At 44.4% G+C, this 24,960-nt stretch carries 26 protein-coding genes; 11 read left to right on the top strand and 15 right to left on the bottom strand.

All coding sequences use genetic code 11. From position 1 onward, the window contains the following. Positions 1-145 precede the first annotated feature (145 nt). Together ACTB1O_RS07900 and ACTB1O_RS07895 are read left to right on the top strand one after the other, a co-directional pair. On the top strand, positions 146-730 hold the full coding sequence (locus ACTB1O_RS07900) for a MarR family winged helix-turn-helix transcriptional regulator (protein WP_462994592.1): 585 nt from the start codon (positions 146-148) through the stop codon (positions 728-730). Beyond that, entirely contained in the window at positions 727-1,398 is a 672-nt protein-coding gene (locus ACTB1O_RS07895; protein WP_462994591.1) for a class I SAM-dependent methyltransferase, read from the top strand. Before ACTB1O_RS07900 ends, ACTB1O_RS07895 begins: the two co-directional genes overlap by 4 nt. 230 nt (positions 1,399-1,628) lie before the next feature. Here ACTB1O_RS07895 and ACTB1O_RS07890 read toward each other — a convergent pair whose 3' ends face one another. Continuing rightward, the gene (locus ACTB1O_RS07890) at positions 1,629-1,910 is read right to left on the bottom strand and encodes a zinc ribbon domain-containing protein (protein ID WP_462994590.1); all 282 of its coding nucleotides are present in this window, start codon (positions 1,908-1,910) and stop codon (positions 1,629-1,631) included. 124 nt (positions 1,911-2,034) lie between these two features. Here ACTB1O_RS07890 and ACTB1O_RS07885 point away from each other — a divergent pair, with 124 nt between their 5' ends. Beyond that, positions 2,035-2,496: an N-acetyltransferase family protein gene (locus ACTB1O_RS07885; protein ID WP_462994589.1), complete on the top strand. Its 462-nt coding sequence runs from the start codon at positions 2,035-2,037 to the stop codon at positions 2,494-2,496. A 150-nt stretch (positions 2,497-2,646) separates the two neighbouring features. After that, entirely contained in the window at positions 2,647-2,970 is a 324-nt protein-coding gene (locus ACTB1O_RS07880) for a hypothetical protein (RefSeq protein ID WP_462994588.1), read from the top strand. Positions 2,971-3,270: 300 nt separating this feature from the next. On the opposite strand, the gene ACTB1O_RS07875 is transcribed toward ACTB1O_RS07880, so the two are convergent. The 6 genes from ACTB1O_RS07875 to ACTB1O_RS07850 form a co-directional block, all read right to left on the bottom strand. Further along, entirely contained in the window at positions 3,271-4,395 is a 1,125-nt protein-coding gene (locus ACTB1O_RS07875) for an isocitrate/isopropylmalate dehydrogenase family protein (RefSeq protein WP_462994587.1), read from the bottom strand. Positions 4,396-4,405: 10 nt separating this feature from the next. Continuing rightward, complete coding sequence (locus ACTB1O_RS07870) at positions 4,406-4,873, bottom strand: 3-isopropylmalate dehydratase small subunit (protein WP_462994586.1); 468 nt, start codon at positions 4,871-4,873, stop codon at positions 4,406-4,408. Between the two features lie 3 nt (positions 4,874-4,876). Continuing rightward, a complete protein-coding gene (locus ACTB1O_RS07865; RefSeq protein ID WP_462994585.1) occupies positions 4,877-6,127 on the bottom strand; it encodes a 3-isopropylmalate dehydratase large subunit in 1,251 nt (416 codons plus the stop codon). A 66-nt stretch (positions 6,128-6,193) separates the two neighbouring features. Continuing rightward, positions 6,194-6,697 (bottom strand): acetolactate synthase small subunit, encoded by a 504-nt coding sequence (ilvN, locus tag ACTB1O_RS07860; RefSeq protein WP_462994584.1) that lies wholly within the window; start codon positions 6,695-6,697, stop codon positions 6,194-6,196. Continuing rightward, the gene (ilvB, locus tag ACTB1O_RS07855; protein WP_462994593.1) at positions 6,694-8,391 is read right to left on the bottom strand and encodes a biosynthetic-type acetolactate synthase large subunit; all 1,698 of its coding nucleotides are present in this window, start codon (positions 8,389-8,391) and stop codon (positions 6,694-6,696) included. The genes ilvN and ilvB overlap by 4 nt, the downstream gene beginning before the upstream one ends. Next, on the bottom strand, positions 8,363-9,877 hold the full coding sequence (locus ACTB1O_RS07850; RefSeq protein ID WP_462994583.1) for a 2-isopropylmalate synthase: 1,515 nt from the start codon (positions 9,875-9,877) through the stop codon (positions 8,363-8,365). Before ACTB1O_RS07850 ends, ilvB begins: the two co-directional genes overlap by 29 nt. 205 nt (positions 9,878-10,082) lie before the next feature. Here ACTB1O_RS07850 and ACTB1O_RS07845 point away from each other — a divergent pair, with 205 nt between their 5' ends. Genes ACTB1O_RS07845 through ACTB1O_RS07835 form a run of 3 tightly spaced genes read left to right on the top strand, consistent with a single transcriptional unit; the run spans position 10,083 to position 12,950 of the window. Further along, positions 10,083-11,651, top strand: coding sequence for a 2-isopropylmalate synthase (locus ACTB1O_RS07845; RefSeq protein WP_462994582.1), 1,569 nt, complete (start codon positions 10,083-10,085; stop codon positions 11,649-11,651). 49 nt (positions 11,652-11,700) lie between these two features. Further along, entirely contained in the window at positions 11,701-12,693 is a 993-nt protein-coding gene (gene ilvC, locus ACTB1O_RS07840) for a ketol-acid reductoisomerase (RefSeq protein ID WP_462994581.1), read from the top strand. Positions 12,694-12,746: 53 nt separating this feature from the next. Then, positions 12,747-12,950 (top strand): hypothetical protein, encoded by a 204-nt coding sequence (locus tag ACTB1O_RS07835; RefSeq protein WP_462994580.1) that lies wholly within the window; start codon positions 12,747-12,749, stop codon positions 12,948-12,950. Positions 12,951-12,963: 13 nt separating this feature from the next. On the opposite strand, the gene ACTB1O_RS07830 is transcribed toward ACTB1O_RS07835, so the two are convergent. The 6 genes from ACTB1O_RS07830 to ACTB1O_RS07805 form a co-directional block, all read right to left on the bottom strand. Next, complete coding sequence (locus ACTB1O_RS07830; protein WP_462994579.1) at positions 12,964-13,440, bottom strand: hypothetical protein; 477 nt, start codon at positions 13,438-13,440, stop codon at positions 12,964-12,966. Positions 13,441-13,732: 292 nt separating this feature from the next. After that, positions 13,733-15,316 (bottom strand): thermosome subunit alpha, encoded by a 1,584-nt coding sequence (gene thsA, locus ACTB1O_RS07825; protein ID WP_462994578.1) that lies wholly within the window; start codon positions 15,314-15,316, stop codon positions 13,733-13,735. Between the two features lie 252 nt (positions 15,317-15,568). After that, positions 15,569-16,027: a chemotaxis protein CheW gene (locus ACTB1O_RS07820; RefSeq protein WP_462994577.1), complete on the bottom strand. Its 459-nt coding sequence runs from the start codon at positions 16,025-16,027 to the stop codon at positions 15,569-15,571. Between the two features lie 16 nt (positions 16,028-16,043). Beyond that, positions 16,044-16,664, bottom strand: a complete 621-nt coding sequence (locus tag ACTB1O_RS07815) for an orotate phosphoribosyltransferase-like protein (protein ID WP_462994576.1) — start codon at positions 16,662-16,664, stop codon at positions 16,044-16,046. Between the two features lie 20 nt (positions 16,665-16,684). After that, positions 16,685-17,143, bottom strand: coding sequence for an NOB1 family endonuclease (locus tag ACTB1O_RS07810; RefSeq protein ID WP_462994575.1), 459 nt, complete (start codon positions 17,141-17,143; stop codon positions 16,685-16,687). A 13-nt stretch (positions 17,144-17,156) separates the two neighbouring features. After that, on the bottom strand, positions 17,157-18,002 hold the full coding sequence (locus ACTB1O_RS07805) for a ribose-phosphate diphosphokinase (protein ID WP_462994574.1): 846 nt from the start codon (positions 18,000-18,002) through the stop codon (positions 17,157-17,159). An 83-nt stretch (positions 18,003-18,085) separates the two neighbouring features. Between ACTB1O_RS07805 and lonB the strand changes: the two genes are divergently transcribed. From lonB to ACTB1O_RS07785, 4 genes are all read left to right on the top strand, one after another. Continuing rightward, positions 18,086-20,185, top strand: a complete 2,100-nt coding sequence (lonB, locus tag ACTB1O_RS07800) for an ATP-dependent protease LonB (protein ID WP_462994573.1) — start codon at positions 18,086-18,088, stop codon at positions 20,183-20,185. A 108-nt stretch (positions 20,186-20,293) separates the two neighbouring features. Then, a complete protein-coding gene (locus ACTB1O_RS07795) occupies positions 20,294-21,619 on the top strand; it encodes a TldD/PmbA family protein (RefSeq protein WP_462994572.1) in 1,326 nt (441 codons plus the stop codon). 5 nt (positions 21,620-21,624) lie between these two features. Next, positions 21,625-22,917, top strand: a complete 1,293-nt coding sequence (locus tag ACTB1O_RS07790; protein WP_462994571.1) for a TldD/PmbA family protein — start codon at positions 21,625-21,627, stop codon at positions 22,915-22,917. 87 nt (positions 22,918-23,004) lie between these two features. Then, complete coding sequence (locus tag ACTB1O_RS07785) at positions 23,005-23,259, top strand: pro-sigmaK processing inhibitor BofA family protein (RefSeq protein ID WP_462994570.1); 255 nt, start codon at positions 23,005-23,007, stop codon at positions 23,257-23,259. A gap of 99 nt (positions 23,260-23,358) precedes the next feature. On the opposite strand, the gene ACTB1O_RS07780 is transcribed toward ACTB1O_RS07785, so the two are convergent. Beyond that, a complete protein-coding gene (locus ACTB1O_RS07780) occupies positions 23,359-24,057 on the bottom strand; it encodes a KaiC domain-containing protein (RefSeq protein ID WP_462994569.1) in 699 nt (232 codons plus the stop codon). Beyond that, positions 24,054-24,884: an RAD55 family ATPase gene (locus ACTB1O_RS07775; RefSeq protein WP_462994568.1), complete on the bottom strand. Its 831-nt coding sequence runs from the start codon at positions 24,882-24,884 to the stop codon at positions 24,054-24,056. The genes ACTB1O_RS07780 and ACTB1O_RS07775 overlap by 4 nt, the downstream gene beginning before the upstream one ends. Positions 24,885-24,960: the final 76 nt, after the last annotated feature.

The following is a 24,960-nucleotide window of genomic DNA, read 5'->3' as shown; positions in this document are numbered from 1 at the left end:
GTGTCCTTGCAAGATATGCAAGACTGGCCGGCCAGGCGGACAGGGGTGCAGTTCTAAAGTAATTTTAACAGCTCATTATTTTTTTTTATTTAAGATGATACGGATATCCAAACTAATATATGATATTACGGACATCCGTATTATAATGTCTGATGTTTCGGCTCTGGTCACTTTAAGGGAGTGCATGACTTTTGTTCATACATGGATGAATGTCCTGCTGCAAACAGATATGGGAAAAAAAAGTGTTCTCTCACCTGTTGCCTGCGGAATTTTGTATGTGGCCTACTTTCATGAGATTAAAATGAAGGATGTCTCTGAGAGATTTCATATATCAAAGAGCACGGCGACCGATTACATAAACAATCTTGAGAAGAGGGGATTTGTGAAGAGGGTCAGGGGGGAGGAAGACAGACGCGATATTTATATTATACCTGACAGAGCCGGTGAGAGATGGATTCTTGAGAGGGAAACCGACGTATTTTCATTTCTTAAAAAAAGGCTTTCTGTTCTTGATAAGTCTGAACAGGAGACATTTGTAAGACTCCTTGCAAAATTCACGGGGTATGGTGACGGATATGAGCACGAAAAATCCCTGTCTGAGATTGTCGGGGAGGCAAAAGTTCCCTGCGGTGAGATATGCAGGGAAGAGAACGAAAGATTTGAGAGGGTTGAGGCAATGGTTGCAAGAATATATGGCAACGGCGGCAAGCATGCCGTGGATGAGATATGATGGTCAGAGAAAGAGTCTGTGAGACATCTGAGGGTATTCAGTCCGATGATATTGTAAGATCCTTTGATCTTTTCCAGAGGCGGATGAGGGATAAAAAATTCCTTGAAACGGATGATATAATTAAAGCAGGCATAGATTTTGGATACGGCCTTGAGATAGGTCCGGGCCCCGGTTATCTCGGTCTTGAGTGGCTTTTGAAAACACAGGGCTCAAAACTTGCAGGACTTGAGATAAGCCCTGAAATGATAAGGACTGCCCGGAAAAATGCGGATGAATACGGTCTTTTGGATCGTATTTCCTATACAGAAGGGAGTGCTCTTGAGATGCCTTTTGGTGATGACTCATTTGATTTTGTCTTCTCAAACGGCTCCCTTCATGAGTGGGAGAAGCCGGAAAAGGTCTTTTCAGAGATCAACCGGGTCTTAAAGCCAAAAGGTCTGTTTTTCATCTCTGATCTCAAAAGAAATCTCAGTTATTTTGTTTTTTTGTTTATGAAGATGAGTGTTAAGCCAAAAGAGATAAGGCCCGGGCTGATAACGTCTGTGAACGCTGCATATACAGCGGATGAGATAACGGATATCATTAACAGAACAGAGTTGTCAGGGCATTTTTCAGTATCAGAAAATCCTTTCGGGCTTAAAATAACAGGCAGAAAGAAGTCTCTTTAATTTTCTCTTCACAGAATCAGAGATATCTGCATTCATAAGCCCTGTTGCCATTATTGCACTGTTTATGGCACTGCATGTATCTGCAGTCTTCAATCCGTTTCCAAATCTTTCCGCAACATTCCTGTTTTTGCGGTTAAAGACTTCTGTTGCCACCTCATAATAAAAAAGATTTTGTGAGGTGCAGATGCTCCTGTAAAAAATTCTGAGATTTTAGAAAAAAAATTACTGAGTTAATCCGAGTGATATTTCCAGCGTTTTAAACGCGGCAGTATGGTGAGATTTATCTCTTTGGCCTGTCTATAAGGCATTATTCCTATCTCTTCTGATTTTTTCGCACAGACTTCTATCATCTCACTCAGTGTAATTTCAGGTTCGGTAAATTCCCCTTTCATATAACAGTAAATGCAGTAATGTGGCGACTTTGAACCATCTTTCTCAATTCCGAGATCATTATGGTTTTTTATCGTCATCCCGCATGACTGGCATATGAGATCAGTTTCATCCTCTTTCAAAAACAATTCCCCTATTTTGATCCTTTGTGTTTTTGTATAAAAAATATTTTGATTTTATTTTTTTCAGGATTTATGTCAAAGTTATTTTTGATAACAGGACAAAATAATATCAGGAAATTAAGAGATGACAGAAATTACAATAGAAAAATTAACAGAGGAAAACTTTCCTGAATTTATATCCTTAATTGAAAAACTTGCAGATTATGAGAAATTACCACCCCCTGATGAGGAGGCAAAATTCCGTCTGAAATCCGATGCATTCTGCGACAATCCAAAATATGAGGCATATCTGGCGGTTTTAAACGGCACTCCGGCAGGCTACATCACGTTTTATTTTACATACTCAACATTTCTTGCAAAACCAACGCTGTATCTTGAGGATATTTTTGTATCAGAGGAATTCAGAAAACAGGGAATCGGAAGACAACTCTTTGATTTCTGCCGCAGCGAGGCAAAGGTAAGAGGGTGCGGAAGGATGGACTGGACTGTTTTGACCTGGAATCAGCCCTCAATTGAGTTTTACGAAAAAACCGGTGCGGAGAGGCAGGACTGGTATTTATACAGGCTTGACGGGGATAAGATCTGAACCTTTCAGATCAATTAAGGCAGACAGGTGTGTCCGGATCAGGGTATATACAATGTAAATTCTGTTTAATTGTATAAACTGTCACCTGCTGGCATAAGTATAAATACAATAACACATAACTCCCGCCATTAAATAAAGGAGGTAAAAAGAATGCCAGTTGCTGAAGTCAGAAAACTTACACCTTCCCAGAGACAGTTTGTCGAACAGGCAAATAACCGTCTGAATGCTCTCAACGGGATGGAGAAGGATATAAGGAAAAGAATGAAGGTCTGCTCGGATGAGAGATGCCGGCAGATTGAGGTCTGGTTTGAGACGCTTGAGAGCCTTAAGAGTCAGGCGTCAGTCGAGATCGAGATGATCGAACAGGCAGCAGAGAATGAGTGGGCCCAGAGACGTCAGAGAGTTGATTATTATCTTGGAGAAGCAGAGAGGGAATTTGAGACCGGCTATGAGATCCTCGAGCGGCCTGAATAACATCATCTAATGCTTTGCGGGGAAAAAAGACTTTTAGCATCCCTGTCAGAATCCAATTTTTTTTACAACATTATCTGATATTTAATCTGATGTCTGTATTTTACAGATTTGCAGGAGATAACTGAATCCTTTTGGACGCTACAATCTGATATTCAATTTTTTCAGATTCAGGACTGGTATTTTTACAGACTTTATGGGGGTGAACTGTGAAAAAAGTATAGTTGAGTCCTGAGTAGTATACTTAGGTCTCAACAAATTCAAAAATTCTGTATTTAGAAAGTATTGCAAAAAAATATTTGTTTATCCATTCAGGATATCCTTAGAGATCCACTCGCCGATATCAGACGTTCCCATCGAACCGCCCATATCGCGTGTAACAGCTCCCTTCTCAATCGAATGCTCAATTGATGTGACAACAGCCGCTGCTGCTTCCCTTTCTCCAAGACAGTCTAAAAGAAGCGATCCCGACCAGATTGTTGCAAGAGGGTTTGCGACATTCTTGCCTTTGTATTTTGGAGCTGATCCGTGAATCGGCTCAAACATTGATGTTCCCTTCGGGTTGATGTTTCCGCCGGGTGCAAGCCCGAGGCCTCCCTGAATCATCGCACCGAGGTCGGTTATGATATCGCCGAACATATTCGGGGTTACCAGAACATCAAACCACTCCGGATTCTTGACAAACCACATAGTAACTGCGTCAACGAAGTTGTATTCAGTCGCAACATCCGGATATCCCTTTTTTGTCTCTTCGAAAACCTCACGCCAGAGTCCGTAAACATCCGTTAGGACATTTGCCTTGTCAACCGAAGTCAGTTTCTTCTCACGGGTCTCTGCAAGGTCAAAAGCGTACTCCATAACACGCTTTGAGCCCTGACGGCTTAAAACTCCAATCTGGTATGCAAGCTCATCCGCATCAGTCTCGACATCAATTCCGAACTTCACATTGTAAAGATCACGGATGACCTCAAGATTATCTCTTTGCTTTCCCGCCTTTGCCCTTCCACCGATTCCGACATAGAAATCCTCGGTGTTCTCCCTGACAACAACAAAGTCAATGTCCTCAGGCTTTTTGTTTGCCAGCGGAGTCTCAACACCTTTTAGGAGTTTAATCGGCCGGAGGTTTACATACTGGTCAAAGAAGAACCTGACAGCAAGTAAAATTCCTTTCTCCAAAACTCCGGGCTTTACCCTGTCATCTCCGATTGCACCAAAGTATATTGCCGGAAAGGCTGAAAGCTCCTTTAGTTCATCCTCTGATATGAGATCTCCTGTTTTCAGGTATCTCTCAGCCCCCACGTCAAAATCTGTCCAGTTTATGTCAAATCCGAACTTTTCTCCGGCGGCATCAAGCACCTTTCTTCCCTCTGTGATTATCTCCGGCCCGATTCCGTCGCCCGGCATACATGCCGCTTTATATGTCGTCATATCTTATCCCTCACTGTTTTTTTGCATATTCAACAAGTCCGCCGGCATCAACAATCCTCATCATGAAATCCGGAATTGGATCAAGTCTGTATCTTTTGTTTCCTGCCTCAATGTAAGCTTCTTTTAAGTTTACAGAGGCCTCGGAACCATCCTCTATCTCATCCGCGGATTCGCAGACGAGCGGCAGAACGCCGGTATTTATTGCATTCCTGTAGAATATTCTTGCAAACGATTTTGCAACGACATACTCTATTCCCGCACCCTTCAGTGCAAGGGGAGCGTGTTCACGTGATGAACCGCATCCGAAGTTCCGCCCGGCAACAATTACATCGCCCTGCTTTACCTCTTCTGCGAAGTCATCTCTTGTTCCCTCAAAGGCATGCTTTGCGAGCTCTTTCGGATCATAGATGATCAAAAATCTTCCCGGGATTATTGCGTCCGTGTCGATATCGTCTCCGAACTTCCATGCTCTTCCCATAATTCAGACCTCCCTTGGATCGGTTATGACACCTTTTACTGCACTCGCAGCGGCGGTTGCGGGCGAGGAGAGATAGACAAACGCCTCTGTGCTCCCCTGTCTTCCCTTAAAATTCCTGTTGGATGTCGAAAGGGAGACTTCTCCGGGTGCCAGAAGGCCGAAAGCGCCTCCCATACACGGGCCACAGCACGGTGCCTCAACGAGTGCTCCGGCATCGACAAACTTCTCAATCAGGCCTGCCTTTAGAACTTTCATATACTCCTCACGGGATGCAGGGACTATTATCACCCTTACATCTTCTGCGAATTTATTATCTCCCAAAACCTCAGCGGCGTCCATAAAGTCCTCAAATCTTCCGTTTGTGCATGACCCGATGAAGACCTGATCGACGTGCTTTCCGGCAACATCAGTTACATCGACCACATTATCGACATTATGCGGAACGGCAACCTTCGGGATTATTTCCGAAACATCATAATTACGCTCCTCAAAGAACGTCGCATCAGAATCACTCAGGAGTTTGGAAGGTGTGCAGTCGCATCTGCCCTTCAGGTAATCCCACGTTTTCTTATCAGGCGGGACGATTCCTGCCTTTGCTCCCATCTCGATTGCCATATTCGAGCATGTCATCCTTCCCGGAATATCCATGTCGGAGAATGCATCCCCGCAGAATTCAAGTGCCCTGTATGTCGCACCGTCTGCTCCGATATCGCCTGCAAGGCTGAGGATTAAATCCTTTGGCCCGACCCTGTTTTGGAATTTTCCGTTTGCATCTATCTTTATCGTCTCAGGTATCCTGAAGTAGAGTTCGCCTGATTTTAAGACATATGCCATATCGGTTGAGCCGATTCCGGTTGAAAACGCACCAAGGGCACCATAAGCACATGTGTGGGAATCGCTCCCCACAATGATATCCCCGGGTTTTACCCTTCCCTTCTCGGGAACAACCTGGTGGCAGACACCCTCTTTTATGTCGTAGTTGTGTATTCCCTGCTCCTTTGCAAACTGTCTCATCATCACGTGGTTTTCGGCGGCTGTTATCGAGTCTGCCGGAATCTGATGATCAAAGAGCATTATCACTTTTTTCGGGTCAAATACCTTTGTACCGCCCATCTCTTTGAATACATTTATTGCAAGCGGGCCTGTGATGTCATGTATCATTGCTCCGTCAACGGGCGCCATCACTACCTCTCCTGCCCGACACTCCTTATCCATGTGTCGGGAGAAGATCTTTTCAGATATTGTAAATCCCATAATTATCACTTTGATTTAATTTTTTGTCTTTTCTTAAGTTTTTTTTTCATTTTTATATCGTAATATTCACAGGCGTTGCGAAACAGAGGCAGAACCTCTCTGAAGAGCAACCCTGCCTGTCCTTACAAGCTCAATAATCCCATACGGCTTTAGGAGATCCTCTATCGCCAGAATCTTTCCCGGATCACCGGTAATCTCCAGAACGAGGGTCTTCGGGCCGACATCGATAATCTTTGCCCTGAATATGCCTGCGATCTGCATCACCTCTGAACGCGGTGAGCCGGGTTCGGCATGGACCTTTATCAGTGCGAGTTCGCGGTCAACATGCTCCCTTTTTGTGATATCGGTCACCTTTATGACATCAATCAGCTTGTTGAGCTGTTTTTTGACCTGTTCTATGTGCATATCGTCGCCATTTGCAACAATTGTTATTCTGCTCATATCAGGCGTTTCGCAGGTTCCCACAGCAAGACTTTCAATATTAAAACCTCTTCTGGAAAAGAGGCCGGAGACTCTTGCAAGAACACCGGACTTGTTCTCGACAAGAACGCTGATTATATGCTGATTCATTTTCTCTCCTCCTCAGACGGGCAGTGCTTTCCAATCATCTCGCTTATGGCGGCGCCTGCCGGAACCATCGGGAATACGTTTTCCTCACGCTCTATTCTGAAATCAAGGAGGAAAGGCCCGTCATAGTTTATTGCGGTTCTCAGAGCCTCCTCCACATCATCTGCGGAATCAATTCTCATACCCTCGATTCCATAAGCTTTTGCGATTCCGACGAAGTCAACTGAAGGCAACTCTGTGTATGAGTATCTTCTGTCGTAGAAGAGCTCCTGCCACTGCCTTACCATTCCGAGATACATGTTGTTTAAGATCACAATCTTCACCGGAATGTCATACTGTGCAACTGTTCCCAGTTCCTGAATATTCATCTGGAAACTTCCGTCTCCTGCGATTACAACAACAGTCTCCTCGGGTTTTGCAAAATATGCCCCCATAGCGGCCGGGAATCCGAATCCCATAGTCCCGAGACCGCCTGAGCTGATCCATTGTCTGGGTTTTTTAAAGCCGTAGTGCTGTGCCGCCCACATCTGATTCTGGCCGACCTCACTTACGATTATTCCGCCACCGTTTAAGATCTCAGAGAGTTTTCTGATTATGTTCTGCGGGTGAAGTTTGCCGTCGTTTATGATGGCTAACGGGTGATTTTCACGCCAGAGTTTTACCTGTTTGACCCATGGTTCGCAGACCGATCCGCTCCTGTCAGCAGTCTCTGTCATCTCGCAGAGAACCTGCTTTGCATCACCGACAATCGGGACATCGGCCGCTATATTCTTGCCAATCTCTGCGGGGTCTATGTCTATGTGTATTACCTTTGCATTCGGGGCGAACTGGGCGATATTTCCTGTAACCCTGTCATCAAACCGTGCTCCGACTGCGATTAAGAGATCACATTCGGTGATGGCATAGTTTGCGTATTCAGTCCCGTGCATCCCGAGCATTCCGAGGTTTAGCGGATGATCTGCAGGAAGAGCTCCGAGACCCATCATTGTTGTTGTGACAGGCAGGCAGAAGAGTTCTGCGAAATTCAAAAGCTCTTCTGATGCGTTTGCCGCGATAATGCCGCCGCCTGCATAGATTACAGGTTTTTTAGCCTCTGATATAAGCTCGAGTGCTCTTTTAATCTGGCCTGAATGTCCTTTGAATGTAGGCCTGTAGCCTTTCAGGTCAGGTTCTGCCGGCAGAAGCGAATCCGGGTCTGCCATCTGAGTCAGGACATCCTTTGGAAGATCAATTAAAACAGGACCTTTCCTTCCGGTTCCCGCTATATGAAATGCGGATTTTACAATCCTTCTAAGCTCGCAGATATCATTTACAAGGTAGTTGTGTTTTGTAACAGGCATTGTTATTCCTGTTATATCAGACTCCTGAAAGGCATCGTTTCCAAGCATTCCTGTCGGAACCTGACCTGTAAGTGCAACTACCGGAACCGAGTCCATGTTTGCCGTTGCAATACCTGAAACGAGGTTGCATGCTCCGGGACCTGATGTGGAAAGGCAGACTCCCACTCTTCCGCTTGCCCTTGCATATCCGTCGGCAGCATGGACTGCTGCCTGTTCGTGCCTTACAAGAATGTGCTTTAGGTTTGCCTCATATAATTCGTCATATATCGGAAGGACCGAGCCTCCCGGATATCCGAATATTATGTCCACACCTTCGTCTTTTAAGCTCTCAATCAGTATTGCCGCTCCGCTTTTCATCATCCTGCCTCAGTAATCTGTTCATGCCGGCTATTACCGCCTCGACACTTGCTTCTATTATATCTGTTCTTGCGCCTCTGGAAGTAATTACTCTTCCGTCTTTTCTGAGTTTTACGGTAACATCGACCATTGCATCAGCACCCCCTGTTATTGCATCGACATGATACTCCTCGAGTTTTATGTCGCCGAGGACTGATACGGACTGCTGAAGGACGTTTAATGTCGCATCAACAGGTCCTGTGCCGGTGGATGCACCTGTAACCTTCTGCCCGGATACTTCCATTGTAACAGATGCAGTTGGTATTGCATTGCTTCCTGATACAACCGTAAACTGCTTTAAGCTTATTACAGGCCTGCATTCAAGAAGCATTACAGAGTCCGCAATAGCCATAACATCGGCATCGGTGACTTTCATGCCCTTATCCCCGACCGATTTTACCCTTGAGACGATCTCTGCAAGCTGCTTGTCATTCGGAGTGTATCCGAGTTCCTTTAATGCAGACTGGACAGATGCAGTTCCGGAATGCTTTCCGAGAACTATCCTTCTTTTTCTGCCTACGGTTTCGGGAGACATTGGTTCATAAGTTGAAGCATCCCGCAAAAGGCCGTGGGCATGGATTCCGCTCTCGTGCGTAAACGCCATTGCGCCGACTATCGGTTTGTTTGTGGCAAGAGAGATCTTTGTAAGCTGTGATACGAGCGTTGACAACGAATATATTTTTGTGGTATCAATGCCGGTATCGTACCCGTAAAGTTTCTCCAGAGCCATTACAACCTCTTCAAACGGCGTATTTCCTGCTCTTTCGCCCATACCGTTTATCGTCGTATGGGCACATTCCGCTCCTGCATTTAATGCGGCAAGCGTATTTGCAAGCGCAAGTCCGAGATCGTTATGGCAGTGTATGCTCAAAGGTGCAAACCGGAGCTGCGGGATAATTTCAGCTGTCATCTCGGGTGTTAAAAGCCCGACTGTATCGCAAAAACAAAGCCTGTCGGCTCCTGCATTTACTCCCTCTCTGAAAAGATCTGCCAGAAACTTTTGATCGGCCCTTGATGCATCCTCGCCTGAGAGTTCGACAATAAGCCCTCTCTCTTTTGCATATGCGACGGCACCCATTGCCATCTCATAGACTTCTTCGCGGCTTTTTCCAAGTTTCTTTGTTATATGAAGGTCTGAAACCGGAATCACAAGATGTACGGAATCTGCACCACACTCAACTGCAAGGTCAATATCCCCTGTACGGGCTCTTGCATATGTGCAGATCTCAGCTCCCAATCCTGCTCCGGAGATCAGCTTTATAGCTTCTCTTTCTCCGACGGATGCGACTGCGGAGCCTGCTTCAATTACGTCCACGCCGATTGCGGACAACTCTGTTGCTATCTTCAGTTTCTGTTCGGGTGTCAGTGAGACACCGGGTGTCTGTTCCCCGTCACGAAGAGTCGTGTCAAGGAAACGAAATTTTTTATTGCCAAATAAAGCACTCACTCATAGGATTAGACTCCTGTTAGATATTTATCTGGCGACGCCTATATATATATTTTGCAGGAATGGCCATTTAGTGCACCACTCGAGGTGGTTCTGAAACATGTAGCGCACCATTGTGTGATCTATATGTGTTTATTTGAACCACTCTGGAAAGATTTATAGCATCTTAAGGCAATGTAAACTGGTATGTCTCAAAAAGACGGGATTGGAGAAGTCACTGCACAAGTGGCAGGTCGCTTTCTTTGGCGATCAGAGTAGAGCTGAATCAGCAAAAATAGTGACAATTTTCGACACCACACTACGTGATGGTGAACAGACTCCGGGTGTGTCATTCACACTGGAGCAGAAGATAAGTATCGCACATCAGCTCTCCGATATCGGCGTGGATGTGATTGAAGCAGGTTTTCCGGCATCTTCGGATGTTGAGTTTGAAACTGTTAAAAGAATATGCCAGGAGGGTATCCGCCCGAAAATCTGCGGACTTGCACGCTCTGTAAAAGGCGATGTTGACCGCTGTATTGAAGCAGGCGTTGACATGGTACATGTTTTCATTCCTACATCGGATATTCAGAGAACACACACCATCAAAAAGACGCATGCAGAGGTTGTCGCAATTACAAAGGAGATTGTGGCATATGCACGTAAAAACTGTGACTTTGTTATGTTCTCCCCGATGGATGCGACAAGAACAGAGCCTTCAGAGTTAATTGAGGTCTGCAAAGCGGCAGATGAGGCAGGAGCAACGATTATTAATATTCCGGACACTGTCGGAATATGCACGCCTTCTATGATGACGCCCTTAATCAGGATGGTTAAGGAGAATGTCAGATGCAAAATTGATGTTCACTGCCACAATGACTTCGGTCTTGCGACTGCAAACACAATTGCGGCAGTCGAAGGGGGGGCAGATCAGGTCCAGGTCACAGTAAACGGTATAGGCGAGAGGGCAGGAAATGCCGACATTTCGCAGACTGTGATGATCTTAGAGTCTGTCTACGGGATTAAGACCGCGATTAAGACTGAAAAACTGGTTGAAACATCAAGGCTGATCTCACGTTATGCACAGATTGCAATTTCTCCCATACAGCCTGTTGTGGGCGAAAACGCCTTCTCGCACGAGAGTGGTATTCATTCACACGGGGTTATGTCAAATCCGGGAACATTTGAGCCCGGCATTATGACGCCTGAGATGGTAGGGCACAGAAGACGGTTAAAGCTTGGAAAACATGTCGGAAAGCACGCTGTAAAACAGATGCTGGAGGATGTAAACATAAGGCCAAACGATTCCGAACTGGACCGGATTATCTCAAAAATTAAAGAGATCTCAGGACGGGGCAAAAAGGTCACCGAGTCTGATCTCTTTGAGATTGCAGACAGCATCACAGGCAGCAGTTATGACAACAAAGTGATAATCCTGGACGACATCTCGATATTCACCGGAAACCATGCAAATCCGACTGCGAGTGTTAAGGCATTTGTACACGGTGAGATGAAAACCAGCTCCAGAAACGGTGACGGTCCTGTGGATGCGGCTATGAAGTCGCTTCTGGCAATTGCCCCCGGGCATATTGAGTTAAAGAGTTACCAGGTCGAAGCCATCTCAGGCGGAAGTGATGCACTTGGATGTGTCACAATAACAGTTGAGGATGAAAAAGGCAGAATATTTGACGCAGGCGCTTCAAACACCGATATTGTTCTGGCATCTGCAGAAGCTATGGTTAATGCCTTAAATATTGTGTACAGGACAGGCGGGTTTACAGAAAAGGTAAACTAATTATCCATTGAGAATTCATTTAAAATAAAAATGAGGACGAGGAAAAAATATGATGAAGAAATATTATGAATCGGATGCAGATCTTGGCGACCTTTCAGGTAAGACCATAGCTGTAATAGGATACGGATCACAGGGCAGAGGTCAGGCCTTAAATTTAAAAGACAGCGGTCTTAATGTAATCATAGGTATCCGGCCGGGAAAGAGCAGGGATCAGGCCAAAAAGGACGGACTTAAAGTCTTTGACGTATGTGACGCCACAAAAAAAGCAGACGTTGTTATGATTCTGCTTCCTGACGAGTCACAGGGCGACGTCTACAAGACAGAGATAATGCCATATCTCTCGGAAAACAAGTGCCTGATGTTCTCACACGGTTTTAACATCCACTACGGGCAGATTGTTCCGCCGCCAACGGTTGATGTCATAATGGTGGCACCAAAAGGTCCCGGCCACATGGTCAGAAGGACATTTGAGGAAGGAAAAGGAGTTCCCGCACTTATCGCAATCGAGCAGGACTACACTGGAGATGCAAAAAAGATTGCACTTGCGTATGCAAAGGGTATCGGCGGCACACGTGCTGTTGTACTTGAGACGACCTTTAGTGAGGAGACTGAAACCGATCTCTTCGGTGAGCAGGCTGTTCTCTGCGGTGGAGTGACCTCACTTATCAAGGCAGGATTTGAGACTCTTGTCGGCGCAGGATATGCACCTGAGATGGCCTATCTTGAAGTTCTTCATGAGATGAAACTGATCGTTGATCTGATATATGAAGGCGGATTTACAAAGATGCGTGACTCAATCTCAAACACAGCCCAGTACGGCGATATCACCCGCGGACCGCGTGTAATCGGTTCAGAGTCCTATGAGGCGATGGAAGAGATTCTGACAGAAATTCAGACAGGCGAGTTTGCAAAGGAATGGATTCTTGAAAACAGGGTAAACCGTCCGGTATTTACTGCACTTACACGCTCTGACGAGGAACATTTAATTGAAGAAGTCGGTGCAGAGATTCGCGGAATGATGCCGCAGTTTAAAAAAGACTAAATCAAAATCCAAAACCTCAATTCAGATAAAATCATATTTTTTTAATAATTCCAATGAAATGCAGAATTTTTTTTAAGCGTGAGAACAGGGTTTCTGAATGCTCTTTTACCAAAGGTGCTCTTATTTCGGAGATCATTCTCTCAGAAGGGGTGATTCCTGATACAGTTCTCATCTTTAAGGATAACATTCCTGTTACAGAGGATGAACCTGCACAGGAAACCGAATATGAAGTTTTTACAACCTCTTCAAGAGGATAAAAAAGAATAATTTTTAGTATTCAGAATTTTCATCAGCTAAAATTACCGGATATGGGTTTGTAACCGTTACCATTACATGGTCTGAATAAAAGGCTTCGCCTGATTCTGCATCTTCAACTGCACATCCGACAAACATAACTCCCGAATCACCTGCGACACTTAATACCGGTCTGAATACTGCAATTCCTTTCTCATCTGTTTCTGCCTCTCCTATATACTGGTCAATACTCAGTCCGGAGACCTCAATGTTCTGGAAGAAGTACACTGTTTTATCCGGTACAGGATTTCCTGTGTTATCAGTTACTTTTGTTACAAAATATCCCCTCTCCCCGCTCTTAATCATTTTTTCCTTGGCAAAGATATCAGGGGAAAGACCTGTTTTTTCTGTTGTTTTAAGGTTATTGTCTGCCTGTGCACTGGCCGGGGCGCAAAAAGCCATTAAAAGGGCAAATATCGCCATGATCGTAATTGTTTTTGAAATATTTTTCATTATATTCTCCATCTTTCGGATACACTGTCTCAAAAAAACGTATATGAGAAGTTATTCCGCTGTCTGTTATAGAATAAATCTGTTGTTTTTGGTTATATATGGATGAAATTAGGCAGGTTATACCCTGTAACTTCCCGGTTTGACACATGGAAAATAAATTACCGGTAGTTCATACTGCGGAATATGAAATGCTGCATTCATAAAAAATTTAAAAAAATAAAAACAATTATCTGAAAATTAAGCTGATAAATATATTTGCAGGTAAAATCCACAAAAAAAATATTTTTGGTTATTACATCTGTGATGCAGACTTTGAGACCATCATGTCATCGACACGGATGAGAAGGGCTGCTGTCTCTGCTGCACTCTGTATTGCCTGCTTTTTTACACGCATCGGCTCGATTACGCCTTCTTTCTGCATGTCACAGATCTTTCCTGTGAATACATTAAGGCCTGCTGTCTTCTGACCGTTTGAGTGTGCTGTCTTTAAATCGACGAGTACATCAATTGAGTCAAGTCCTGAGTTTTCCGAAAGTGTATTGGGGATTGTCTCAAAAATCCTGGCAAATGACTCTATTGCCAGCTGAATTCTTCCGCCGACTGTTGGTGCATATTCGGAGAGTTTAAGGTTTAATTCTGTGTCGATTGCTCCTGCACCAACAACAAATTTTCTGTCCTCAAGTGCATCCATTACAACACGGACTGAATCATAGACTGCACGTTCAAGTTCGTCAACGAATATCTGGTTTGAGCCTTTGATAAGGATTGTAACAGTCTTGCCGTTTTTGCATCCTGTAAATGTTGTGACCTTTATATCCTTCATCTCTTCAACGAGCTTTGCTTTTCCGAATACGGATTTATCCAGGTCATTTACGGAGTTTATGATAGTTCCGCCAAGTGCACGTGCAAATGCCTTCATGTCTTTTTCCGGGACATCCTGTATTGCAAGAATATTTGCATGTGAAAGGAAGTACTGGACTGCGTCTGCAATGCCTTTCTGGCAGAGGACAACGTTTGCGCCGGATGCGACAATCTTATCTGCAAGTGCCTTTAAGTTCTCTTTCTCCTGTTCGGAGAATGCCTCAACCTGCTCTGCGGATGTGATCTTAATCTTTGATTTTGTCTCTGTCTTTTTTACTTCCAGAGGCTGTGCGATGAGTGCAACTACTGCATTCTCAACCTTCTTTGGCATGCCTGTGTCACAGCGTGTTTTGTCAATTAAAAAGCCTGTAATAAGTTCTGCCTCATCGAGACTGTCGCCGACGATTGTCTTAATCCTGACATCATCCTCGTCAACTTTTATTGCGTTTATGTCATCCTTCTGGGCAACTTCGAGAACTGCATCAACAACAATACCTGTGATGTTCTCTTTCATTGACTCAATTGACTTTCCGGTTACAGCTGTTCCTGCGACCTTCAATAAAAGATCCTTATCCTCAGGGCCTGCTTCAAATGCATTCTCATTGAGTATTTCGATTGCTTTTATCATTGCGAGATTGTATCCCTTTGCAATGATTGTAGGGTGAATTCCTTTTCTGAGAAGGGCTTCTGCCTCTTCCATAAGTGCTCCGATGAGTATTGTTGCGGTTGTTGTCCCGTCTCCTACCTCGTTATCCTGTGTCTCTGCGACTGCTACTACCATTTTTGCTGCAGGATGTTCCACAGAAAGTTCATGGAGAATTGTTGCTCCGTCGTTTGTAATGACCACATCACCGGATGGTGATACAAGCATTTTGTCCATACCACGCGGGCCCAAAGTTGTTCTTACAGCTTCTGCAATGGCCTTGCATGCCATAATATTTGAGTGCTGTGCCTCCATTCCGCTTGTTACTTCAACATTATCACGTAAGATTACTATTGGCTGTCCTGCTAACATATTCAGATGCTCCTGTATTAGATACTCCATAAATGTGGTTTTGTAATTCTATATATGACTTTCTATTAGGTCGCAGGATTCCAAAAAAAATAATTAACCTGTTGATCATTGGCCGGGAAATTATTCCTGAAAAAAAATTGAGCGGTTAGATAAATCCGTTCTCTTATCTTACAGTTGTTTTAGGACTGAATTTAAAAAAATTGTATTTCAGGTTTTTTTATGTAACCTCTGTCCCTGGATTTATTAATCTGTTTATTCCGTATTTAATTCTTCAAGAATCTTTGCAAGATCCAGCCAGATGATAAGTCTGGTCTCATCCTTTCCTGCTTCGGATTTTTCCTTGATTATGCCTTTTATGTATGCCTCTTTTTTGATGGCGTTGTCCATCTGATCAATCTTGTCCTCATCGATCTGGATTACGCTTCTTACATTATCGACAATAATCCCCTGTTTCGGGTCACCTGATTCTTCAGAAGTCAGAACAATTATTTTTCTGCTCTCCTCACCGTCACTGTCAGGGATCTCAAGAAGAATGTTTAAGTTTATTATTTTTGTAATCTCACCTCTGAGGTTTATCATACCTGCGATGTGAGGGGGCATCTTCGGGATTGGGGTGATCTCCATAATCTCAACTATTTCACGTACAAGATTGATGTCAAGTGCATAGTAAGTCCTGTTCATCTCAAATACTACCACATCTATTACTGCCATATCTGTCCTCCTTTTTTTAGTCGATTCTGTTTACCCTTACAAGTGAATAGACCGGAACTCCGTCTACTTCCTTAATACCCAGTTTGTCAAAGAGAATGCATATCGCAACCGGGATTCCGCCATGCTTTTTTACAACATCAACAGCCTCTTTGATTGTGTTTCCGCTTGTGATGACGTCATCAACAATCAGGCATTTCCTTCCGGAAACGTCTGCAAAACTGCTGTTTAAAGACCCTGTCGGCTTATCTCCCGCAGCATGCTTTTTGGGGTGAAACATTGTAAAGAGGCAGTCTGCCTCTCCTGCCATCATGGTTGCAAGCGGTATTCCCGAGTGTGATATTCCGATTATTATATCAGGGAAATTCTCCGAAAATTCATCAGGTTTGCTCTCCTCAGTTGCGTGAATAAATCTTTTAAGGAGCATTACCGATGTATCACGCAGCATGTCGGCATGACCGCTTATCGCAGACCAGTCTATTAGTATATCCTTTGGTACGGCCTGTTCTCCTTTCTGCCGGGTTAAGAGCCATGTTATCGTATCGATGGAAAGACTCATCTCGTCAGCAATCTGACTTGAACTTCTCCCTTCAGAGTGGAGCATCTTTGCTCTTCCAATGAGATCATCAAGGGATGACATAATTTAGGATATTTATCTTCTCACTTAAACACTCTTTTGATCTCTGCACCGCACACGTCGCAGATTCCCGGTGACCCGTGGTATTTCTGACACCCTGTGCAGCGGTATTTCCATTTTCTTTTCCTGGCAGCCCTCTGTTTAAGAGGAATTACCTTTATTCCGAGAGTCTGGGCAGTGTTTGAGAGTGCAAAGTCGTCTGTTACAACCTCGCCTGCAAGTTCAAGTGCGAGTGCAACAACATCTATATCAGTTGCTGATATGACTGTAATGTCGCCTGAGTCTTCCGCCGCTTTTAATGCTGTTTTTCGTGAAGCCGGGGAAGGTTCTGATACAAAAAGTCCTTTTGCCTTTAATGTTTCAAGTTTTGATTTCGCCATTAAGTCCTTTAGTTCATCCTCAACTGCGGAAGGGATCGCAAACTCACCTTCAAGAGGTACATCCAGAAAAAAGAAAGATGAATCCAGTATTTTAACAGGCATAATTTATTTTATATTATTTTATTAGTGTATTTTTTATGCATTCTGCAGCTGATATTCTGCTTGATGCCGACTCAATAGTGTCGCTTGAGACTATTGACTCCACTCCGCCGGCAGAAAGTCTTGCAAAACCGCCGCTGGCAAATATGCCATGAACACATGCGGCATGAACACTCAGTGCCCCCTGACTTTTAAGCATCCCTGTTGCGGTTGCAAGTGTGCCCCCTGTTGAGATGATATCGTCTACAATAACAACAGATCTGCCTGATGCATCAAGCTCTTTTGGCTGCATTGAGACCTCGGTTCCGGAAAGACGGGTCTTTTGGAGATAGTCGCAGTCAAAGTTTGTCTCTTTTGCAACATCTCCGGCAAAGTCTGCCGCACCGGAATCGGGTGCAAGAATAAGCGGGTCGGGAAGTCCTAGTGTTTTTATGTATTCACCTATGTATGGTGCAAGTGTGAGATCCTCTGTCGGTGCTTTAAAGAAGGGAAGGACGGCCTCTTCATGGATATTTACTGTGTACACTTTGCTGACATCATTTGAGATTGTTCTTGCAACAGCCCTTGCGCTCACAGGCTCGCCATCGTTAAACTTCTTATCCTGTCTTGCATATCCCATATAAGGAATTACAAGAGTTATTTCGGATCCCTCGCAGGCATCTGTTAAGAGAAGGGTCTGTATAATCGAGTCGCTGTCTGTTAAGCTTGCAATGATAACAGTCTCATCGTCTGTCTTTCCCGTTTTTACATAAAGTTCCCCGTCAGGGAATTTTTTAAACTCTGTCGGGAGCAGCTCAAGGCCGGAAATGAAGGCCGTTTTGGAGGCTAAAACCTGTGATTTTTCGTTGCAGACGATCTTCATGTTTATTACCTGTTCTAGAAAGTACTTAAACTATCACGAATGAATCAATTAAGCACTATCGTTTTTGAGAGGTACATCGGTTAATGAAAAATAACGATAAATATTTGGATATAAATCAAAAAGAGGCTGAAAAAGAGGATTTTTCCGGTAAGGCAGTGGATACTGGCGAAATAAATACGGATGGAAGTCCCCTTGATGGAATCGAAGTTACACCGGAGGCAATATCACGCGCAACAGAAAGCCCTGTTGTTACTGTAGAGGGAGAGGAGAATAATAAAAAACCGCTTCTCAAACTTGAAGAAATAGAACTTGATAATTTAGAGAACTCGTCTGAGATTGAAGTCCCCCCAAGGCTTATTGATCAGGTTGTGGGACAGGAGCATGCTGTTGAGGTCATAAAGAAGGCAGCAATCCAGCGCCGTCATGTGATGATGATAGGGACGCCCGGAACAGGCAAATCAATGCTTGCAAAGGCAATGGCAGAGCTTCTGCCAAAAGAGGATCTTCAGGATATACTTGTATACCCCAACTCTGATGATTCAAATACTCCTGTTATCAGGACTGTCAACGCCGGACGCGGAAAGGAGATAGTATCTGCGCACAAGGCAGAGGCAAAAAAGCGTGCACAGACCAGAAACACGCTGATAATGGTTCTGATATTCGGTATAATGGGCTATGCCATAATAACAGGCCAGCTTTTGATGGGTATTATCGGAGCGGCATTCATATTCATGGCGCTTCAGTACTCAAGACCAAAAGAGGAGGCGATGGTTCCAAAGCTTCTGGTCTCAAACGAGAAGGACTCCCTGGCACCTTATCTTGACGGTACAGGTTCACATGCCGGAGCCCTCCTGGGCGATGTAAGGCATGATCCGTTCCAGTCAGGAGGTCTTGAAACACCTGCACATGACCGTGTTGAGGCAGGTGCGATTCATAAGGCGAACAAGGGCGTTCTCTTCATTGATGAGATAAACACCTTAACTCCGCACTCTCAGCAGAATCTTCTGACAGCCCTTCAGGAGGGAGAATTCTCCATTACCGGCCAGAGCGAGCGTTCAAGCGGTGCAATGGTCAAGACCGAGCCTGTCCCGTGCAGGTTTGTAATGATTGCCGCAGGAAACCTTGATGCAATGCAGGGTATGCACCCTGCACTCCGTTCACGTATCAGGGGATACGGATACGAGGTATATATGCAGGATACAATGCCTGATACCGAGGAGAACCAGAAGAAGTTCATCCGCTTTGTTGCACAGGAGATCAAAAACGACGAAAAGATTCCTCCGTTTGACAAGGGTGCAATAGAGGAGATTATGCGCGAGGCAAGACGCAGAAGCAACAGGAAAGGCCATATTACGCTGAAACTTCGTGATATGGGCGGTCTTATACGTGTTGCAGGTGACATGGCACGCCAGGACGGATCTGCTGTCACAACAACAGAGCATGTCCTAAAGGCAAAGTCAATAGCACGCTCTGTTGAGGATCAGATGTCAGAGGAGTACACAAAGAGAAGCCGTGATTATGAACTGACTGTTGTAAAAGGCAGTCAGGTCGGCCGTGTAAACGGGCTTGCAGTTGTAGGTTCGGAATCAGGACAGGTTCTTCCGATTATGGCCGAGGCAACTCCCACGCAGGGTGCAACCGGAACAATCATCGCAACCGGTCTGTTAAAGGAGATTGCAAAAGAGTCAATCACAAACATAAGTGCAATTGTCAAAAAGTTCACAGGCCGCGACATCCGGAATATGGATGTTCATATTCAGTTCATCGGCACATACTCAGGGGTTGAAGGTGATTCCGCATCAATAAGCGTTACAACTGCTGTCATAAGTGCAATTGAGGGAATACCTGTCCGTCAGGATGTTGCAATGACAGGCTCTCTTTCTGTCAGGGGCAATGTCCTCCCGATTGGTGGTGTCACATACAAGATTGAGGCGGCTGCCAGGGCAGGAATAAAGACTATCATAATTCCAAAGTCAAATCTGGATGATGTCTTAATTGAAGACCGATATAAGGATATGGTTGAGATTATTCCTGTATCTACAATTGAAGAGGTCTTAGAGATTGCACTTGTTCCTGAAAAGAAGGATGACTTCATGGAAAAGATAAGGAATCTTGCAAAGATTACCCCTGCAGAGTTTATGGAAAAGATTTCAGCACCGGTAAAGAAGACACCCGGTGTCTGAAAAACCTATCAAATTTAAGTAAAACGTGGCAGATTAGATTCTGTTTTCACATTATGGCAGGATTATATCCTGCTTTTTTTTATTTTTAAAAGGAGAACTGAGAGGATTATGGAAGAACCCGGTTATTATGACATCAGACATGTTAAAGGCGTTTCCACAGGAATTGAGATAGATAACGGTGTTGTGGAGTCTGCAACGAACAGCTTTTCGGATACGGCAATAATGCGTGTTCTGGGAAGACGCGGATGGGGTCTTGTAACAATCGAAAATTTTGGAACAAAGTCCCAAAAAGAGATTGATGAATATATCGCAATCGGAATGAGATATGCCTCGGCAACCGAAGAAGAGGTTGTTTTAGGTGACGCCAGATCAGGCATTCTGCCGATGCCGAAACTTAAGGAAGATCCGGCGGATGTAAGCCTCGAAGAGAAATGCGAACTCCTTATGGGAATTGAGAAGGCGGCAAAGATTGACGGGATAATAAACACCCGTGCAAACTATACCGAAGGAATCGGGACTGTAAACTTCACAGACTCCTCAGGTCACGAGTACACATACGATATATGCAGGTCGGGATACTCTGTATCAGCAGTTGCAAAGAAAGGCGATGTTATGCAGGCAGGCCGTGAGAGTGAGCATAATATTCTCGGTTTGAATCTCAGGCACAAGGAGGCAAAAGGTCTTGAGGCGGCAGAAAGGGCTGTAAAACTTCTCGGTGCCAGTCCTGCAAAAGGAGGCATCATGGATGCCGTTTTGGACCAGGAGCTTGCCGGAGTCTTTGCACATGAGGCTGTCGGTCATGCCTCCGAGGGTGACCTTGTAAAAGAGGGTATCTCGGTTTTAAAGGGAATGACCGGTCAGAAGATTGGGAATGATATCATAAATGTCGTTGACGATCCGACACTTCACGAGTTCGGGTTTATGCCTGTTGACTCTGAGGGTATCTTACCTGTCAGAACAGATATTATAAAAAACGGCGTCTTAAACGCGTTTTTACACAACCGCCAGACTCTTGCAGCTGTGGGTGACGGCGATGCAGGCCATGCAAGAGGACAGTCAGGTGATGTTCCGCTGGTCCGGATGAGCAACACCTTCATTGAAAACGGTGATTCCTCATACGACGAGATAATTGCGGAGTGCAGAAACGGTATCCTCCTTAAGGGCTCACGCGGAGGACAGGTTGATCCGGGAAGGGGAGTATTTCAGTTCAACGCGGAATACGGCTATGTTATAGAAAACGGGGAACTTGCAGGTATGGTCAGGGATGTATCCTTAACAGGCGATATCCTAAAGACGCTTCATAATATTGTCCTGTGTGCCGATGACAGGATAATGAATCCCGGATACTGCGGAAAGAGCGGGCAGAGTGTTCCTGTAACAGACGGATCGCCGCATATTCTTCTGAAAAAGGCTGTAGTGGGAGGACAGGGGTGAATATTATGGACAGTGATTCAATAACAGATGATATTCTGAGAAAAGGCGCCCGAATGGCCGATGAGACTGAGGTCTTTTTTTCCTCCGGTAAAGGCATTGGTCTTGAACTGAAAGGAAAGTTAATCGGAGAGGCCGGAGGTTCGGAGTCATGGGGAATCGGAATCCGTGTGATTAAGGACGGCAGGATAGGCTGTTCATCCACAAATGATCCAAAGTGCTGGGAGAAGTGTCTTGAATCAGCAGTTTCGAGTGCAAAGCTTTCAACGCCTCTTGACTGGAAAGGTCTTCCCTCACCTTCAAAAATCCCCGATATAAAACTGGATGTGTTTGACAAAAATATGTCATGCGACATCTCGTCTGCAACCTGTCTGATTTCGAAGATGCTTGATGGTGCATCCGGAATTGATGCAGATATAGTCGGAGGTTCTGCATCCTTATCGCAGGGAAAAACAACGATTGCAAATTCAAACGGTGTCTTTTACTCTCTTGAAAAAACCGGAGCCGGTATTTCAATGGAGACAATATCCGGGACATCAACAGGATATGAGTTTGATTCGTCTTCACATTTCAGCAAAATTGACCCGGAAAAGACAGGACGTGAAGCTGCATCGCTTGCCGTATTTTCAAAGGACGGTGATGAGATAAAAACCGGCAGACACGATGTTATTTTATCATCTCTTGCAGTATGTCAGCTGATAAGTGCGGTTTTAATCCCCTCACTTTCCGGAAAGAATGTAAATGCAAAGAGATCGTATTTCGACGGAAAACTCGGGCAGGAGTGTATGGATAAAAATCTCTCACTCTATGACGATCCTTTCAACGGAATGGGATCAACACTTCGCGATTCCGAGGGTGTGCTGACCAAAAGAATTGATTTTATTGAGTCCGGTGTTGTAAAATCCTTCTCCTATGATCTAAAGACTGCATACCGCTATGGTGAGAGTTCGACAGGAAGTGCTGTCCGTGCAGGTGCAGGCGGTGCTCCTGCGATTGGAACACACAATATATACCTCGACGGAAAAAGAGAGGATATCTTCGATGAAAAGGCTGTTTATGCACATACTGTTGTCGGTGCACACACTGCAAACGGTGTCACAGGCGACTTTTCAGTTGAGCTTTCAAATGCGGCATGGATGGAGAACGGGGAGAAGCAGAGACCGATTAAATCTGCAATGCTCTCCGGGAACATATTTGAGATGCTTGGGGATATCGACGGCATGTCCGTGGAGTCGAGGGTGATGGGCACAATGGTTATGCCTTCTCTTCGATTCTCAGATCTTTCCGTTGTCGGCAGATAATCTAAAATACAAAAAAACTATTTTTCAGGGCATTATGCTGTCTTAAGAAAGATTAATGAAATTGCCGGTTTTATTTAATATACAGCTATGTTGGATACCATAATTACGATCATAATCGCCGGAGGTATTGTCTTTTTACTCTGGTATTTCCTAAAGAACATAACGACGCTTATTGTAAATTCTGTTCTGGGACTTGTCGCACTGATTATTGTCTCCCAGATGGGCCTTTTAGGGATGGGTTCATTTCACGTGACATGGGGTGCTGTTCTCGTGTGTGCACTTGGAGGACTCCCCGGAGCACTTTTGCTGATCGTCTTAAATCTGGCAGGAATTAATATCTGAAAAAATGTTCATGAAAGTCAGATCTGATTTTCATGGTAAAAGATTTTTTAATAATTTTTTTTTATCTCGTCTCTTTTTACAGAGATACTTTTTTGAATTTTAAAATACACTTGCCTCGGAGTACACGTTTACACGGTCCTCCTGGATTTCGTAAGGCTTAATCTCTCTTGAATGATTTGAACGCCTCATCTTTACAACCTCAACTGCGGTATGAACTTCAGAGAGATCAGAAGGACGGATATATTTGAGAATAACAACAGCGTCTGAAAGATATTCCACAAGTCCGTAACGGCTTGTATAATCATCGTTATGCTCGGTCTCGGATGTCAGAACTGTTGTACAGTTTAAGTTTGACATCATCTCTGTAAAGCGGAACATCTCACGCCTTCTGGTTGAATTATCATCAAAAAGACCCTCAAAAAGGGATATCGGGTCAATTACCACTCTTGATGCTCCCACGCTGCTGATAAGATCAGGGAGTTCGTTTTTGATGCTGTTTATTGAGAGATTGAAATCTGTCGGATCAAGCTTTATTACAAAAAGGGACTTGTCCTTATAGGTATCAACATCCCATCCCCTGTCAGATATCTTTTCATATATGCTCTCCTCGCTCTCCTCGAGACTTATGTATATGCCTTTTTCGCCGTTTTCAAGACCCTGGAAGAGAAACTGGATTGCAAAGGTTGTCTTTCCTGTACCGTATGTTCCTATTATTGCGCATATGCTGTTTTTTATCAGCCCGCCCCCCATCATCTCATCAAGGCCGGCTATTCCCAGCAGTATTCTTTCCTTTATCATATTACAACCCTGATATTACTGACTTCAAATCCGGATTCGGGAGTAATTCTTGCGGCGAACTTTACAAGATCATTCTCTTCAAGGTGAGGCATAACACCGTTGAATTTTTCAAAGTATACTATTCTCTGTCTTTTTCTTCCTGAACTCTCTTCCCAGTGAAATGACACCATCGCATCACAGCAGTCCGCAATCTCCACCAGACGCGAATCTGAGAGAATTCCTTCTGAAAGAAGTATGTAAATGGTTGAGCCCCATGTTTTTGAAACTCTCTGAAGGCCTCTTAAAAAGCCTATCATCTCTTTCCATTCTGTGACACCTGTACTCTCTGTTGCGATATCAGTTAAGGAATCAATTACAATAAGGCTGTTTTTCGGAAGCTTTCCGAGTTCTTCGGCAAGTTTTGCAACCATACTCCCGGATTCGGATTTCTTCTGAAAACGCTCGATAACAGAGGTTTTGCTGTACCATCCTGTCGGAACAACACTTGAGTCAAAGTACATCTCTGAGAGATCGATGAAATTAAATTTATCCTCGATTCCGGATACTATGTCATTTTTAAAAGAGAGTTTCATCTCATTTGTTATGGATGATGACAGACGGGTGAATGTTGTGTAAGCTATCTCCTCCGGAAGTATGATATCCTGCTTTGCCTCTCCTTTTTCCTTTAATTTTGACATAAATATTATTGATGAGTAGACAAACTCCCTGTTTCCTGCTCCCTGTTCGCCTGCAAGAAGAATGACAGAACCGGGGGGGACACCACCGTCCAGGACAGGATCCAGAGAGGTTATCCCGGTCGGAACTCTTTTTTTAATATCATCCTGCATAAATAAAACAATATTAGGATTTCTTGTTTGTAAAGATTCCGGTACTTTTGATTTTATAAAGTTATATCCGGTTTTT

Source organism: Methanomicrobium sp., assembly GCF_055145805.1.
Note: the sequence above shows the minus strand (reverse complement) of the source record. Positions and strands in the feature narration are given on the sequence as shown.

Excerpts from the sequence above, each read along its gene's own strand:
- ACTB1O_RS07900 (WP_462994592.1), top strand. The coding sequence starts at position 146 with ATGTCTGATGTTTCGGCTCTGGTCACTTTAAGGGAGTGCATGACTTTT.
- ACTB1O_RS07895 (WP_462994591.1), top strand. The coding sequence starts at position 727 with ATGATGGTCAGAGAAAGAGTCTGTGAGACATCTGAGGGTATTCAGTCC.
- ACTB1O_RS07885 (WP_462994589.1), top strand. The coding sequence starts at position 2,035 with ATGACAGAAATTACAATAGAAAAATTAACAGAGGAAAACTTTCCTGAA.
- ACTB1O_RS07880 (WP_462994588.1), top strand. The coding sequence starts at position 2,647 with ATGCCAGTTGCTGAAGTCAGAAAACTTACACCTTCCCAGAGACAGTTT.
- ACTB1O_RS07875 (WP_462994587.1), bottom strand. The coding sequence starts at position 4,395 with ATGACGACATATAAAGCGGCATGTATGCCGGGCGACGGAATCGGGCCG.
- ACTB1O_RS07870 (WP_462994586.1), bottom strand. The coding sequence starts at position 4,873 with ATGGGAAGAGCATGGAAGTTCGGAGACGATATCGACACGGACGCAATA.
- ACTB1O_RS07865 (WP_462994585.1), bottom strand. The coding sequence starts at position 6,127 with ATGGGATTTACAATATCTGAAAAGATCTTCTCCCGACACATGGATAAG.
- ilvN (WP_462994584.1), bottom strand. The coding sequence starts at position 6,697 with ATGAATCAGCATATAATCAGCGTTCTTGTCGAGAACAAGTCCGGTGTT.
- ilvB (WP_462994593.1), bottom strand. The coding sequence starts at position 8,391 with ATGAAAAGCGGAGCGGCAATACTGATTGAGAGCTTAAAAGACGAAGGT.
- ilvC (WP_462994581.1), top strand. The coding sequence starts at position 11,701 with ATGATGAAGAAATATTATGAATCGGATGCAGATCTTGGCGACCTTTCA.
- ACTB1O_RS07835 (WP_462994580.1), top strand. The coding sequence starts at position 12,747 with ATGAAATGCAGAATTTTTTTTAAGCGTGAGAACAGGGTTTCTGAATGC.
- ACTB1O_RS07830 (WP_462994579.1), bottom strand. The coding sequence starts at position 13,440 with ATGAAAAATATTTCAAAAACAATTACGATCATGGCGATATTTGCCCTT.
- thsA (WP_462994578.1), bottom strand. The coding sequence starts at position 15,316 with ATGTTAGCAGGACAGCCAATAGTAATCTTACGTGATAATGTTGAAGTA.
- ACTB1O_RS07820 (WP_462994577.1), bottom strand. The coding sequence starts at position 16,027 with ATGGCAGTAATAGATGTGGTAGTATTTGAGATGAACAGGACTTACTAT.
- ACTB1O_RS07815 (WP_462994576.1), bottom strand. The coding sequence starts at position 16,664 with ATGTCATCCCTTGATGATCTCATTGGAAGAGCAAAGATGCTCCACTCT.
- ACTB1O_RS07810 (WP_462994575.1), bottom strand. The coding sequence starts at position 17,143 with ATGCCTGTTAAAATACTGGATTCATCTTTCTTTTTTCTGGATGTACCT.
- ACTB1O_RS07805 (WP_462994574.1), bottom strand. The coding sequence starts at position 18,002 with ATGAAGATCGTCTGCAACGAAAAATCACAGGTTTTAGCCTCCAAAACG.
- lonB (WP_462994573.1), top strand. The coding sequence starts at position 18,086 with ATGAAAAATAACGATAAATATTTGGATATAAATCAAAAAGAGGCTGAA.
- ACTB1O_RS07795 (WP_462994572.1), top strand. The coding sequence starts at position 20,294 with ATGGAAGAACCCGGTTATTATGACATCAGACATGTTAAAGGCGTTTCC.
- ACTB1O_RS07790 (WP_462994571.1), top strand. The coding sequence starts at position 21,625 with ATGGACAGTGATTCAATAACAGATGATATTCTGAGAAAAGGCGCCCGA.
- ACTB1O_RS07785 (WP_462994570.1), top strand. The coding sequence starts at position 23,005 with ATGTTGGATACCATAATTACGATCATAATCGCCGGAGGTATTGTCTTT.
- ACTB1O_RS07780 (WP_462994569.1), bottom strand. The coding sequence starts at position 24,057 with ATGATAAAGGAAAGAATACTGCTGGGAATAGCCGGCCTTGATGAGATG.
- ACTB1O_RS07775 (WP_462994568.1), bottom strand. The coding sequence starts at position 24,884 with ATGCAGGATGATATTAAAAAAAGAGTTCCGACCGGGATAACCTCTCTG.